Below are 15,530 nucleotides of genomic sequence, written 5' to 3'. Positions count from 1 at the left end.
ATATAGCGTTTCTCAAGCTAATGAGGTAGACTTATATTTGTTCTATATTCAAACTAACTATTTAATATGAACTTGCCTGTTATTTTAGATATAGTCATTGGCTTAATCTTTGTTTACCTTACTTTCAGTTTACTAGCTAGTGAAATTCAATCAATTTTGACAACTATTTTGCAATGGAGAGCAGTCCATTTAAAACAATCAATTGAAGAATTAATAAGTGGTCAAACTTATATTGATAATGATAATTTAGAATCAGATTTACACATCAAAAAGGTACAGCAACTAACTAATTCTATATATAAAAATCCATTAATTAAAGATCTTAATTACAGTGGTGGCAAAATTGGATTAGAAAGAATATTTAGAAAATTTACCAATAGAATTAGTGATTTAATTAGTGGTTTAACTAGAGTTAAAAAAAATTTTGACGGGGAAACAACAGCTCCGTCTCAGATTCCATCAAATACATTTGCTGCTAGTTTAATTGATACTTTAAAAATTCCAGATTTAATTAAAACAATTAGTAATTATCAACTCGAAGATTTTATCAATAAAAAATTGATACAAATTAATAGTATTTTAAATGATCTGGATTTAAAAGATGCTACCAAAAATGAAATGAAAGCTAATTTAAATCATTTATATCAAGAGTTAAATGTTATATATAATAAATATAAAAAAAATGATTTAGCAAATATAAACCTGACTTTAGACAGAATATTAAATCGGTTAAATTTATTTATAAAAAAATCTTTACAAGATTTGCCACAAATAACCCATTGTAAATTTGAGGAGAAAATGATTTTAGTTAAGCAAGTATTAACAAATCCCCAAGAGAGAGAAGTTTTAGTCAGTGAGATTGAACCAAGTTTCTCTAATTTACTAGAGTTCTGGAGAAGGTGGACCGAAATGGCAAAAGTTTCTCAAGTAGATTTGCAAAGTAGAAAGGGGAAAATATATAAAAAAGTTGAGGAAACCCTGGAACAGCTACCTGAATCTTTACAAAATAGTTTATATATTTTAGCTCAACAAGCTACAACTAAAATTACTACAACAGGTGATACTTTAAATCAATTTCAAAAAGAAGTTGAGCAATGGTTTGATAATGGGATGGAAAGAGCTGCTAATGTTTACAAGCGTAATGCTAGGGGAGTTGCTTTTTTGCTTGGTATTACTATTGCTATAGCTACTAATCTTGATACGTTAAATTTAATCGACCATTTATCAAAAGATTCGTTGATGCGAGCAACTATTAATTATTATTCTCAGGAGTTAATTAATAATAGTTCTAATTCTGATGAGATGGATATAGAGAATATTCAAAATCAGGTTAATGTTGCATTAGATGATGTGAAATTACCTATTGGTTGGGGGAATGATGTACTAACTGATCAAGCAGTAGAAAATCAATCATCTGATTACTTGAAATGGTTAAAAAGATTATTGGGTTGGATAATTAGTGGAATAGCAATATCTATGGGGGCTGATTTTTGGTTTAATTTATTGAAAAAGATTATTGAAGTAAAAAATGTGAAAAAATAATTGAAATCTTATCCATTTCGCTGTTAGCTATTATTTAGAAGTTATATCAAATATCAAAAATTGTGCTGCTTATGGGCTTTCTCCTGAGACCTTTTACCTATCTCTCTATAAATATTGATAAATATTGATAATAAATCTTTGGTAAACATTTAGCTCTTTAGCAGCCAGCTTTCAATTTTTGAATTTATGCAAGCAATTACTTAAGGTTAAATGATGAACAATTACATGACATTCTTAATATTTTTTTCCTTTACTGATAGAGGGAGTTATGCACAAAAATTATGCTCTGAAAACATAACTTTTTAATTCTCCTTGGAGACTAGTTTCTCCTTCCAATATAATAAATTAATAACTCATAGCTGATAGCTCATAACTAATAGCTAAGGGCTAAATGCTTACTACCAAAATTATAAGCATTAACTTACTTTATATGATTAATTTAAGTTAGGAATCAAGGATCTGAAATTGAATTTCTAAATTTTGGTTAATCATCAACTTTTTTGGTGCTGAATAGGGAACTTAGATAAAATAATACTAGACTAAACTTTAGGGTTTAATTTATTTGGGTAGTTAGTCTAAACCCTAAAAAAAATCTATGGCTAGCAAGTAAGTTTACTCCTGATTTTTAATGTTAAAGTTAACTTGTATTCTTGAGTTTAACTTGCCTAAATAAGTTAATAACCCATAGATAAAAACTACACATCCCATCATTTCCATTACTTCTTCTATAGTGGCTAACATTGCATAAACTAAGTTTTGCTGACCATCAATTCCATCATAGTAACTTCCGACCATTTCTAGACCCAATGCACCACCTATATATAAACTAAGAGAAATTAGGAAATTTCGTTTTAATTCTTTTGGTAAATCTAGAATAAATTTCCAATATTTCCAGATAAAAATACCAACTAAAATTGTTCCTGGAATTACCCACACAGAATGCCAGAAACTAGGAAGATTTAAAGCATCTGCTAAGTCATCAATAATCAGAATTTCATGGATACTAGCTATTTCGTCAACTGCTAATATAAAAAAGATAATTGAGAGGGTCCGCCATTGTCGCCACCAACGGTCAGATTCTAGTTTTTTGATGGAAAAAATACCTCTAGTAATTAATCCACAAGATACTAACATTAAGCCTGAATACCAAGTGGGAATATTCATTTCTCGGTCAAGATTAAATATTCTTGTCCAGGGTTCGCGGTAATCAAAAATGTATTTACCTATCTGAATAGCAATGCTGCATATAGTTAAAAATATTATACCAAAGGTTAAGTATTTAGCAACATTATAAGGAGAAATTGTGATTTGAAATTTCATTGAAAAAAACCTGAATTATAAAAAGTTTATACCATTTCTCAAAAAATTTTTTAGCTTATATCTTGAGTTGGTTATTACGAGGTTAGGAAAAAAGGTAAATAGGTTTTCCTGAAAAAGTTTTGTGGTGATAGGTGAGGTTTGTTGCAGGTCAGCAGCTCATCACGGATAAATAGCAATTACAAAGGAACTATTAGTAATAATTTCTCTCTAATTTTTCTGCTGCTAGCTTTAATATCTAAAGTTATCTATCAGAAATATATGTAGATAATTATGCCTGAATTATGACTCCTATTCCTATTTAGTTATTTACAGCATATTTCTAATGATAATCTACCCTCACCCTGGCAATATCCTACTAAATTATTTTTACTAAATATAGCTATACAGCTTATGTTTGTGATGCTGAAAATTAGCTATATAACTATTCAAATGGATATAATTTTGGATATTAAAAAATATTAATTAATTATCAATTAAGTCTAATTTTAAATAGCACAAAAGCCCATAAATAAATACAGCAACTCCTAACATCTCAAAAAATTCTTCAATTGTTACTAATATTTCATAAACAAACATCTCACTATCATATAAATAAGAGTAATATCCGTTAATCATTTCCATGCCAATTGCACCTCCAACATAAAATATTGCAGATAAAAAAAATAGATGTTTTATTTTTGGCGGTAGTTCCTGAACAAATTTCCAATAAATCAATACAACTACAGTTACTAACATTAATCCTGGAATTACCCAAGTATAATAAAATATTCCTGTTGCATTTAGCAGTTTTCGCAAAGGATGAATTAGCTGTTCGTGCAGGCTAATTGTTTCATCAAGTGCCAAATAAAAAAATATTACAGATAAGCCTATCCATTTCCCAGTATATTTATCTTGATTTTGCCATTTTTTCCGGGAAATCCACCCCAGAATAATGGAGCAATAAAGTAAACTAAAGGAGGAAAATAATGAAGGAATTGTATATTCTCCATCTACGTTTATCTTATCAATTATTTTTTGATGGCTAGGTTGAGTAAAATACTCAAAAATTTGTCCGATAAGACTCGTAATACTTAAGCCGATAATAATAAAGATTAAAAATTTTATTACCCGTTTTGGAGATAAATTATTCATATGAAATTTTAAAAAAAAATAGGGTGTAAAATGGATTTTTTTTCTCTTGCACTTGCAAATATTTTTCTGTTTTTATTACAGAGGAACTGAATCTTAGGTGATGATTTTTATAATACCATTTTATGTGCGCTAGCTAAAAAGTTAGGTTTGATAGATTCTTGGAAAAATTCTCATCTGAATAAAATTAACGACAATGATACAACCTATAACTATAACCATTAATTTTTGGTTGATTCCCAGAATATTTTTGACAGTTAAAAGCTTCTAATTCCCTGGCTTCTATTTTTAAGTTAATTCCCCATAAGTCAATTGGTTTTGATTTTTGAGATAGAAATTTAGCTAAAGTTGAATCTGGGGTTAATTTTTTATTTTGTTGTCTTTTAGCTAATATAAATTGAGGTTGAAAATTTCCCGATGTATTGCTTTTATCTTCTTGGCGTTTTAACTCCAAACCAAGTGCAATTAAAGCACGAATTTCTGCATGGGTTTGATAGGTTGTCGCAATTAATGGCGCTGCTTTAGATTGTGTTTGCATCTCTTTAACTAGAATATCTGCACGCCTTGACCTTTGATAACCATAGTTGTTAATTACTGTTAACCCACCCCAAAAACTGATTAACAAAACTACAATTACAACTCTTTTATTGATTGGTTTTAAGTTGGAAACAATTATCCTTGTGGCAGAACTAATAATTAACTCTTTTTTTATTACTCTTTCCTTTTTGACTTGACCCGTCTGTTTGTCAGAAAAAACTTTTTTTACTTCTGTTTCTTTTTCTGAGCTGTTCCAACATTTCCCTAATATTGCGGCTAATAAAATAATTACAACAGGAAAATAAACAATTTGATAGCGGGCAGCAAGAGATAAGTCTCTACCCATACCATAAATAATTACTAAAAATAAGGCGATCGCTCCTACTAAAAAACTCACAAATATTTGAAAAAATAAACGGTTTGGAAGATCCCTCATCTGTGCTTTCCCTCCTTGCCATAGTTTGGGAATAACCCACAATAATGCAACTAAAAGGGTGACTCCGGATAAGATAGTTACAAATAAATTTGTTCCTTCAACGGGCAAAAGCCATACCATTGTCAGAGTCCAACCTAACAAACGGGGGATAGGGTGCCAAATTTCATCAAGATCGAAGCTGGTTGATATCCACCCAGTAAGTTTATTATTAGCAGCGCTGGTGACTACGGGTAACCAAACTAAACAACTAACAAATGTTCCTAAAGCTACTAGATAAATTCGCCACCAATAATTTTGAAGTCTGTTTTCTATATCTTTTAGCCAAAAAACTCCTATAACTAAACCTTCTGTAGCTAACACTAAAATAAAAATATAATGGGTGGCAACTCCTAAGCTATTGATGGCAACCCAGGCGGAGCCTAACCAAATTGGAAATGCTTTATGTTTTTTGATATAGGGTGCTATTTTAATTAAGCAAGCTATAGAAGCAATAGTCCATAATATGGTTAGGGTATGATGGCGACATTCTTGGGCGAGGTAAATGCCATAAGGAGAAACAGCCATTAATGCGGCTGCTATATGACCTACTAATGGGGAAAATGCTAGCTTACCTAAGCTAAAAATTGCTGGAATGGCTGCTACGCCTAAAATAACACTTAGGGAACGCCCAGCCCAGAGAGAAACTATTTCTCCGTCAGTGCTGAATAACTTAAGCCACAAATGACTTAATACAAAGTAGACTGGGGGATGGGTATCTTCTCTTAGTAACTGATCAACTACGTCGATGGCGGTAGAGGTTGATTCAAATTTTAAGGGTGAGAGTAGTTCATTTAGGGTGATAATTTGATCTAAGGGTAGGTCAAAAAAGCTATGCCCTAAGCTATAGCCTAATGTGGCAATTTCAATGGATGAGGCTGGTTTTGCGGCTAAGTTTGTGATCCGGATCATAATGCCAACTGTTAGCCAGAATAATAATATTATTAGGTGAAACCATTGGTTTTTAAGTAGTAGTTTAATGTTATTTTCTTTCATTTATTGGTTAGGTTACATTAGTGCTGAATTTACCATAATGACTGAGATATTATTAAGATATTGATGTTATTAGTCTAAATAATTTATTAAGGTTTCACAGGTGTTGCTCGTAGATATTATTTGTTTTTTCTGGTTTGTTATGATGCAGGGGAATGGATAGAGATTTTCTCTGGAAGTTCTACAGTCAGAGGCTTTTTATAGAGTTTTTGTGGGGAGAATGAATAATTTATCAGGGAGGTAGTTGGATCTGCTTATCTTTTGTTGCCCTCTGCTATGGAATGCCGAAAATACTAACTAAATATTATGCAAAAATAGAATAAGTTTTACAAGTCACTAGGTTTCTGATGATCAGAGTTAAATTATTCTATAATTAATTAAAAAAAATCTCTGTATAAATTTCTGGGGGCTGACTGAGGGATGACTTGATTTTTCTCTTCTAGATGGCCTTAAAACTTTAAAAAATTCTTAAACTGAAAAAAAGCTTAAGTTATCTTACACAAATCAATTTTAATTTGCTATGCTAATAGTCCATATATTAAGAGGCTAAACTTAGGTAAGTTTAAATTATTAAGTGATTAATATGCTCTTATCTTAATTTATTTATTTCCTGATTGGAGCTGTGAGCAAGGGTAGTAAGGAGAAATTGAGAATTTACAGAGGAGGTAATTTTAAGAGTTGTCCCTTGTTTTTTCTGCCCTTATTGGCCAAAAATAAAACAATAACTTTTTTAACTTGAATGATAGAAAACTGGATAGTTTTTCAAAGCTAAAAAAAGACTAAAGTCAATGTTACCTGATACTTTAATATTTAATCCCCCAAATCTTAACTAATAAGGTTAAAAAAATCAATTATTTCCTTATTGATTATTCTTAAGACATTTATTGGGGTTCATAATTAATTGAGTTCTAATGTATATGGGGTTGGTTCTTGCTTGAATATATCGATAACAATATTATTGAGGTAAAAAAAATAGGGGTTATGCAAAAAAACATCTATAATTTTATAATGTATAAGTTGTTAGTTTATAATCTTGGGAAGTAGGAGTTATATAGTATCTTCATAGCTATCCTAAATAACTTTTCTAGTGGCTAGACTGCCGTAAAAAAAATAGCTCTAATTTATTTCTTTTCTAGATCTAGTTTGGAGTTAGATGGATTTGATTTTTTATGGTTCAGATATGATTACTATATATTACCTATTCTTTTTTTCTTACTTCCTAAAATACAAAAATTACTTGTAAATTCCAATTTACACCTTGACGAATAATTTCTATTCTACTGATAAATTCCCGCAGGTAAAATCTGCGTTCTGACTCAGATAAGTCCCACCAAAACTGAGGTATGGATACTGTTTTTGCTGTTTCTAATAACTTGACTGGAGGTAATTTATAAAGCTTGTTTTCTAATTGAGAAATTTCTGTTTTGAGTTTGTAAGCGCGGAGTTTGGCTGTTTCTTCGTCAAAGACTCCCTCAGTTATTAAATTTGGTAGTCTTGAAAGCATTTCTGTTTTTTCACAAATGTTATTTTTGATGTTCGCTTTAGCTTCTTCTATCTGTGGCGCATCAAAAGAGGCAACAGCAAGGGGTAACTCTTGACAAATTGTTTTTATGGTTTGCTCTAATATTTCTTCATAGGCTAAGGCTTTACATTTTTGCGTACGGGGGCAACTTTTTGGCCGTAGGTAAAGGTACTCTTTGTTTCTGCGAAAGGTGGTAACTTTGGCAGTTATCATTTGAGACTGACATTCTTTGCACACAACTAAGCCTCCTAAAGAATGGGGAGTGCTTGCGGTTCGTGGTGGCATTTTGCTGTTCCTTTGGAGCAAGCGTTCTACTTGAGAGGCTTCTTCTCTGGAAATAATGGGAACATGGGCATTGGAGATAATTTCACCGTTTTGATATTGTAGGTCTCCCCGATAAACAGGGTTAGTTAACCAACGTCGCCCTGTGGTGACTGAGATTTTTTTTCCGTATTTTTGCTCAATATGACGGACGGCTCCACGGAGAGACCCGAATAACAGAAAGCTTTCAAAAAATTCTTTAATGATGGGGGCGGTGTTTTTATCAAGGGTATAGCGGTCTTTCCCTCGGCGGTAACCATAGGGTGCTTTACCTGGGGGAGGTGTTCCTTTGACTCGGTTACGGGCATGGGCTTCACGAATTTTTCGGCTGTGTTGCTTTTGGCGAATTTCGTTCAGGAGTTTCAGTAGCTCGGCTTTCGTTATGTTCGATGTGCTGGGCCAGGGTTGGTTTATTTTGATTTCTGATTTTAGGGGGATCGTTTTTATTTTCAGACTTTCTAGTTGAGCCAGGCGGTTACACACTTCTTCTACTGAGTTTCCTAGTTCCTCTAGTTCCTGAACTAGGAGATAGTTAGGTGGTTCGGCTTCGGAGTCCTGTAGCAGTTTTTCAAGTTGTTGGCGATCGCCTAGGTCTTCATATATTTGGTCAATTTCCCATCCCCAAATAGTTTGGTCTGGTGCTGGTCCCTGCAGAGGATCGGTGTATGAATATGCAATAATTTTCACAGGCTATATCATAAGGGAAGAAACAACATTATATTAAAGTAGTATAAATGGGAAGTAGGGAATGACTAATAGGCTATTATTTTTAACTTTTCAACCTTGGTTTTGTCTATTTTTGATTTAGCTCTATAATATTACCATCAGGGTCTTGAGTAAATAAGGCGGCGCGGCCGGAAGCACTTCCTTGAATTGGGCAGTTATTTGCTAAGAGTTTTGTTTTGGCCTTCTCTAAGTCAATAATTGAAAATGCTAAGTGTCTGTTTCTACCTAGTTTCTCTGGGTTAACTATGTCGGGAATTATTTCTGAGGATACTATTAGATGTATTTGGAAGTTACCCACTTGATACCAGGTCCCCGGAAAGTTGAGGGGGCGGTCTACTTTTGATAAACCGAGAATTTGGCCGTAGAAATGTTGGGCTTTTTTCAGGTCTGAAACTAATAGAGCGGCATGGATACTTTGGGTTATTTCCATAAGTTTTTCTGGGCTTGGGTTTTTTCTGGGCTTAGGTTAATTCTTGCTTATGTTATAGTTTATATTAACTTACTGCTTTTTGCTTTCAGTGAAAGTACTGAGGGATATTGGGCTCAATAATACTATTGCTTGTTTGTTTGAGTTTTTCAGTATTTAGACTATATGCTTGACTGTTTTGGAAAGCAATAGGAAAAATGCTGGAGGGAATAAAAAGTATAAATTTTAAATATTTTTTATCTGACAAGTGGTAGAAGTGAGGGTTTATTTTTTTTTAGGGAAAATTGCTATAGGGTGGATTATTTGCACTATAATTTTGTTTAATCTTATCTGTTATAATACATTTGGAAAATTTATTTTTTTAAGTAAAAATACTGATGTCTAAAAAAGTACTTGTAAGTTAGATTAAGAAATTGAATCTTGATTGTAGGATAGGGTTAAGTTTATGGGTAAAAAACAACTGACTCTAGCTAACCGACTAAAACCAAAATGATGAACTAGACTTTGAAGGAGGGTATCTTAAAAAAAATATTAAATTCTGGCATAGGATATATTAGGACTCTATTGATGGTGAAAATTAATCTATATTTCTCGAGACTAAGTTTTTCTTTAGTAAGCTCAAGTTTTTGAGATAAATTTTTCCACTGAAGGGTATAATTCTTTTTCTGATTATCCCTAACTTACCCAAAACTCAGAAGATTAACGAGGTTTTGAAAAAGGGTCTTTAAATAAAATATTAAATTCTGGTATAGGATAGATTAGGAGTTGGTTCATAATGAAAATTAATCGATATTTCGGGATACTCAGGGTTTTCTTAGTCAATCAAAATACTGGTGTTTAATTTTCCGAGATATGAAGTATAATTATGACTGTGGATCCCTAACTCATGGAATCCTCGGAGGACTAAATAGGCTGGAAAAGGGGGTTTATCAATAAAACATTTAATCCTAGCATTAGATAGATGAGGAGTAGGTTCATGGCAAAATTTAATAATTTCTGTGACTCTCTTTCAAAAAGATGGAGTAGACCCTAAGATTTATTTTATTGATATTTTCTTATAGGTTTTCCGGTTGGTCATTGTGAAGATGATTTTCCTTTTCAGGTAACACCTGTTATCAACTTTGGTTAGTTATTAATAGTTTTTTCCCACTATCACAAAGGAATCACTTTGAAGGTTTCATCTTTTGATTTACTAACTCCGAGACCTTGTAACTTATCCTCTAATTAAACTATCTGAAATTAGTTAAGAATACTTAGCTCTGAGAAGACTAAATATTCATTCAACAAACCTGCCTATTTAAGACTCAGAAAATTAAACTTATTAACTTTAAAAAAAATCTGACTTGATTATTCTTGAGAAGAAAACTAAGTATTTCTCAATAGTTAAGTTAATCTAATATTATTATTAAACTTTTTATATAAAAACCTTAAGTAAAGCTCTATTGTTGCTTATCAGGAGTGTCCAATAATGTCTAGCTTTAATATCTCTCACTCATATATTGAAAGACTCAGCAAAACTAGTTATGTCCCAAATGAAATAGATTATCCAGAAGAAATAGTATTTATCGACTCCAGTGTAGGAGGCTACCAGAGGTTAGCTAATGGAGTTTTACCAGGAATAAAAGTAGTTATTATTGACCCTTCTTCCGATGGTTTTGGGCAAATTTTTAGGGCTCTCGAAGAGCAGCCTCAGGTCTTATCTATACATATAGTATGTCATGGTACCCCGGGCTGTTTATCTTTGGGTAATGGTAGATTCAATATCAAGAGTATTCAGAGTAGTCATACTATAATGCTTCAGTTAGAAGCCCTCTCTGTAAATAATATATTGATCTATGGATGTTATGTAGCTGCGGGAAATTGTGGTAGGGAATTTATTGAAAAACTACATCAGCTGACAGGGGCGAATATTGCGGCTTCGGCGAAGTTAATTGGTAGTATTGCTTTTGGTGCTACCTGGGAGTTGGGGTTTGTTAGAGGTGAGTTGCAGGTAGTTGTACCTTTCACTAAACAGATACAAAGAACATGGGGTTATGTTCTTGCAGCTTTTGACGACAGACCAGCAGTATATCAAATCAAAGAAGGTATACTCAAAGAGCTGAACCCATTAACAAGACAGTTTATCGAAATTGGTGATACTGGCAAAGACATAAATGCAGCTGGTCTTAACCGTGCTGATAATTACATGTATGCCATGGAAAGGGTTACTGGCACTAGTCATAGACTTGTGAGAATAGACTCAACGGGTACTGTTGAATATGTCACAAGCAGTGGTGGTGTAAGTAGCAACAGCGCCGATGCTTTTACTATTACTACAACTAACAGCTCAAAACCTGCTGCTGGAGATGTAGACGACAAGGGTTATTTCTGGGTGTTATTTAAGTCAGAGGATGAGCTTGAGTTCAACTCATCTGTGTACCGGATCAAACTTACTGATCCAAGTCACGTCTCTACAGGTAAGATAGATACTAATTGGATTGACACGAACTGGAATGATATACCGGAAGACGTAGCCTATGTTAACGCTGATAGCAAAGACTATCTTTTTGGTGTCGGCACTACTGGTCTAATTTTCCGCATAGATATCACTGCTGCTGGTGTTGATCAGGACGTAAGCAAAGTAACCACACTTAGGCCCGCCCGGACTGGAAACGTATTCGTAAGGGACGCTAATGGTAATAATAGCAACACAAATCTGCTTTTGGGCGATTTTGTTAGTTTTAATCCCCTCACTGGTGCGGTTTATACTAGTTTTGAAGCAGCTTGGACTAGTTCTGAAGGGGGGTTATATGTTAGTAAGAATGGGCAAGCCTATAACTTGGCTAACTTTAGTCCGGATCAGGATACGTTAAGCACGCCCCGAGCGGCTGAAGAACTTGTTTCTAATACAGACGGACAAACTGATCAGGCCACTGATGGTATGTCGACGAGTGACCTAAGCTCGGTTTTCCATATCCCACTAATAGACTTAAATGGCACGGAGACAGATAAGGACATTGTTACTGATGTAGATTATAATGCAGGTACGTTTACAGAAGGTGATAGTACTGCGCTTGATATAGTCAACACAATGACGGAGACGGATCCAGATCCAGAAAATCCTAACGACCCTGTTTTGCACAAGGGTCTAATTATCAAGGATTACATAAATATAAGCGACCCTGATAATATTACTACTGCTACTAATACTAATAACAGTGGTGTTGTTTCTGCTGGCAGTAGGTTAACTACAGCAACTGTTACCTTGACTAATGCCTATGATGGCGACGAGCTGTTAGTTCGTGGTGCTACCGTGGCAGATGGAGCATCAGCAACCGTAGGAAATATAACTATTGCACGTGTAGGTACAGGAAATACGGCGGGAACCAATAATATAGCTCTGACTCTTACACCTACAACAGCAACAGGAACTACAGCTAGTGTAGATGACTTTGAGGCAGCAATTATAGCTATTCAGTTTAAAAACGATAGCGAGAACCCAAACACGACAAACAGAACTATACAGTTTGTCCTCACAGATGCAGATGGTAACACATCAGATGAAATTTTCGGCCCAGATAGCGGCGGTCGGAAGCATACTACAACAGTCGCTGTTCAGGCAGTCAATGACGATCCTACTTTAGAAAACTTAGATAATACCCCAACTTATGAGATAGGTGGTAGTGCAGTTATTTTAGATGGTGATGCTATTATTACTGATGCTGAATTAGACTTAAGAGACAATTATAACCAAGCTATCCTAACGTTGGTAAGAAATGGTGGAGTAAACACTGACGATACATTTAGTAGTGGTAATAATATCATATTAGGAGACTTAGTCGAGAATGGAAATGTCACAGTAGATGGGACAAATATTGGTACAGTCACTACCAATAGTGGCGGCACATTAGTACTAACATTTAATGGTAGTGCAACAGGAGATTTAGTTGATAAAGCGTTACAAAATATTGCTTATAGTAACCAGGGTAATAACGCGGCTATTAACTCAGATCCAATAACTATCAACTACACAATTAATGATGGGAATACAAGCGATACAGACCAAGGAACAGGAGGAGCCTTAGAAGCGTCTGGCTCTATTGTCGTAAAAATTAAACCGAGGTTAGACTTAGATGGGAATAATAGTAGTACCGCTACAGGCAACGACTACATAACAAATTTCACAGAAGGCGGAGTAGCAGTAGCCATAGGAGACAACGATGTTAGAATCACAGATACAGATGATATCAACATAGAGTCAGCCACAATAACATTATCGAACATACAAGACGGAACATTAGAAAGCTTATCCGCCGGTACACTGCCAACAGGAATAACAGCGAGCAGTTATGACAGTAGTACAGGAGTCATAACACTCACAGGCCCCGCTACATTAGCTGAGTATCAGACAGCCATAGCCCAAATACAATATAACAACACCTCGGACAACCCAGACAGCAGGGCTCGGACTGTGACTGTAGTGGTGAATGATGGTGAAGCTAATAGTAACACAGCCACAACAACAATAAGTGTTGTTCCAGTAAATGACCCTCCCACATTAGACTTAGATGGGGATAACACAGGGAATGACTACACAAAAACTTTCACAGAAGGCGGAGGAGCAGTACCTATAGGAAACAATGTTGGTATAACAGATGCAGATGATATCAACATAGACTCAGCCACAATAACATTAACGAACATACAAGACGGAACATTAGAAAGCTTATTAGTCAACGGTACACTGCCATCAGGAATAACAGCCGGTACTTATACTTATGACAGTACTAGTAGTACAGGAGTCATAACACTGACAGGCAGCGCTACATTATCTCAGTATCAGACAGCCATAGCCCAAATACAATACAACAACACCTCGGAAAGCCCAAACACCACGGCTCGGAGCGTAACCGTAGTGGTGAATGATGGTGAAGCTAATAGTAATATAGCCACAACAACAATAAGTGTTGTTTCAGTCAATGACCCTCCCATATTAGACTTAGATGAGAATGATAGTAGTGGTAGACTTACAGGCAGCAACTATATAACAACCTTCACGGAAGATGGAGCAGCAGTAGCCATAGCAGACAACGATGTTAGTATCACAGATGTAGATGATAGCGACATACAGTCAGCCACAATAACATTAAGTAGTCGACCAGACGGAGATACAGTAGAAAGCTTATCAGTCAGCAGTACACTGCCAACAGGAATAACAGCGAGCAGTTATAACAGTAGTACAGGAGTCATAACACTCACAGGCCCCGCTACATTAGCTGAGTATCAGACAGCCATAGCCCAAATACAATATGACAACACCTCGGACAACCCAGACACCACGACAGCTCGGACAGTAACCGTAGTGGTGAACGATGGTGATGCTAATAGTAACACAGCCACAACAACAATAAGTGTTGTTGCAGTAAATGACCCTCCCACATTAGACTTAGATGACGATGATAGTAGTACCGCTACAGGGAACAACTACACAACAACTTTCACAGAAGGAACGGCAGTAAACATAGGAGACAGCGATGTTAGTATCACAGATGAAGATGATAGCAACATAGAGTCAGCCACAATAACATTAGGCAGTCGACCAGACGGAGATACAGTAGAAAGCTTATTAGTCAACGGTACACTACCAACAGGAATAACAGCGAGCAGTTATAACAGTAGTACAGGAGTCATAACACTCACAGGCAGCGCTACATTAGCTGAGTATCAGACAGCCATAGCCCAAATACAATATAACAACACCTCGGAAAACCCTAATACCACCGATAGGATAGTGACCGTAGTGGTGAACGATGGTGATGCTGATAGTAGTACAGCCACAACAACAATAAATATTGCTAGAGTCAATGATGCTCCCGTATTAGACTTAGATGGGGATAATAGTACGACAACAGGCAGTGACTACATAACAACTTTCACAGAAGGAACGGCAGTAAACATAGGAGACAGCGATGTTAGTATCACAGATGTAGATGATAGCAACATAGAGTCAGCCACAATAACATTAAGCAGTCGACCAGACGGAAATACAGTAGAAAGCTTATCAGTCAGCGGTACACTGCCAGGAGGAATAACAGCAGGTACTTATGACAGTAGTACAGGAGTCATAACACTCACAGGCAGCGCTACATTAGCTGACTATCAGACAGCCATAGCCCAAATACAATATGACAATACCTCGGAAAACCCAGACACCAGGGCTCGGAGCGTAACCGTAGTGGTGAACGATGGTGATGCTAATAGTAACAAAGCCACAACAACAATAAATATTGCTAGAGTCAATGACCCTCCCACATTAGACTTAGATGGGGATAACACAGGGAATGACTACACAACAACTTTCACAGAAGGAACGGCAGTAAACATAGGAGACAGCGATGTTAGTATCACAGATGTAGATGATAGCAACATAGAGTCAGCCACAATAACATTAAGCAGTCGACCAGACGGAGATACAGTAGAAAGCTTATTAGTCAACGGTACACTACCAACAGGAATAACAGCAGGTACTTATGACAGTAGTACAGGAGTCATAACACTCACAG

Annotated in this window: 7 protein-coding genes (1 of these 7 only partly in view); 2 read left to right on the top strand and 5 right to left on the bottom strand. The window is 35.3% G+C overall.

The features are described 5' to 3' along the window. Nucleotides 1-66: 66 nt before the first annotated feature. Complete coding sequence (locus tag TERY_RS16680; protein WP_011612908.1) at nucleotides 67-1,542, top strand: hypothetical protein; 1,476 nt, start codon at nucleotides 67-69, stop codon at nucleotides 1,540-1,542. Between the two features lie 612 nt (nucleotides 1,543-2,154). Here TERY_RS16680 and TERY_RS16675 read toward each other — a convergent pair. The 5 genes from TERY_RS16675 to TERY_RS16655 all read right to left on the bottom strand — a co-directional run bounded on the left by TERY_RS16675 (nucleotide 2,155) and on the right by TERY_RS16655 (nucleotide 8,991). Then, on the bottom strand, nucleotides 2,155-2,862 hold the full coding sequence (locus TERY_RS16675) for a hypothetical protein (protein ID WP_011612907.1): 708 nt from the start codon (nucleotides 2,860-2,862) through the stop codon (nucleotides 2,155-2,157). A 462-nt stretch (nucleotides 2,863-3,324) separates the two neighbouring features. Further along, nucleotides 3,325-3,993: a hypothetical protein gene (locus tag TERY_RS16670; RefSeq protein WP_011612906.1), complete on the bottom strand. Its 669-nt coding sequence runs from the start codon at nucleotides 3,991-3,993 to the stop codon at nucleotides 3,325-3,327. Between the two features lie 184 nt (nucleotides 3,994-4,177). Further along, on the bottom strand, nucleotides 4,178-5,995 hold the full coding sequence (locus tag TERY_RS16665; RefSeq protein ID WP_011612905.1) for a glycosyltransferase family 39 protein: 1,818 nt from the start codon (nucleotides 5,993-5,995) through the stop codon (nucleotides 4,178-4,180). 1,216 nt (nucleotides 5,996-7,211) lie between these two features. Then, nucleotides 7,212-8,522, bottom strand: coding sequence for a recombinase family protein (locus TERY_RS16660; protein WP_011612904.1), 1,311 nt, complete (start codon nucleotides 8,520-8,522; stop codon nucleotides 7,212-7,214). 106 nt (nucleotides 8,523-8,628) lie between these two features. Beyond that, a complete protein-coding gene (locus TERY_RS16655) occupies nucleotides 8,629-8,991 on the bottom strand; it encodes a VOC family protein (RefSeq protein ID WP_011612903.1) in 363 nt (120 codons plus the stop codon). A gap of 1,465 nt (nucleotides 8,992-10,456) precedes the next feature. Between TERY_RS16655 and TERY_RS16650 the strand changes: the two genes are divergently transcribed. Continuing rightward, nucleotides 10,457-15,530, top strand: the beginning of a protein-coding gene (locus TERY_RS16650) for a tandem-95 repeat protein (protein WP_011612902.1). It continues 24,530 nt past the right edge of the window; 5,074 of the gene's 29,604 nt are visible here — the first part of the coding sequence; the start codon lies at nucleotides 10,457-10,459; the stop codon falls past the right edge of the window.

It is taken from the genome of Trichodesmium erythraeum IMS101 (assembly GCF_000014265.1).
GTDB classification, from domain to species: Bacteria; Cyanobacteriota; Cyanobacteriia; order Cyanobacteriales; family Microcoleaceae; genus Trichodesmium; species Trichodesmium erythraeum.
This window is presented reverse-complemented; position numbering and strand designations above follow the sequence as displayed.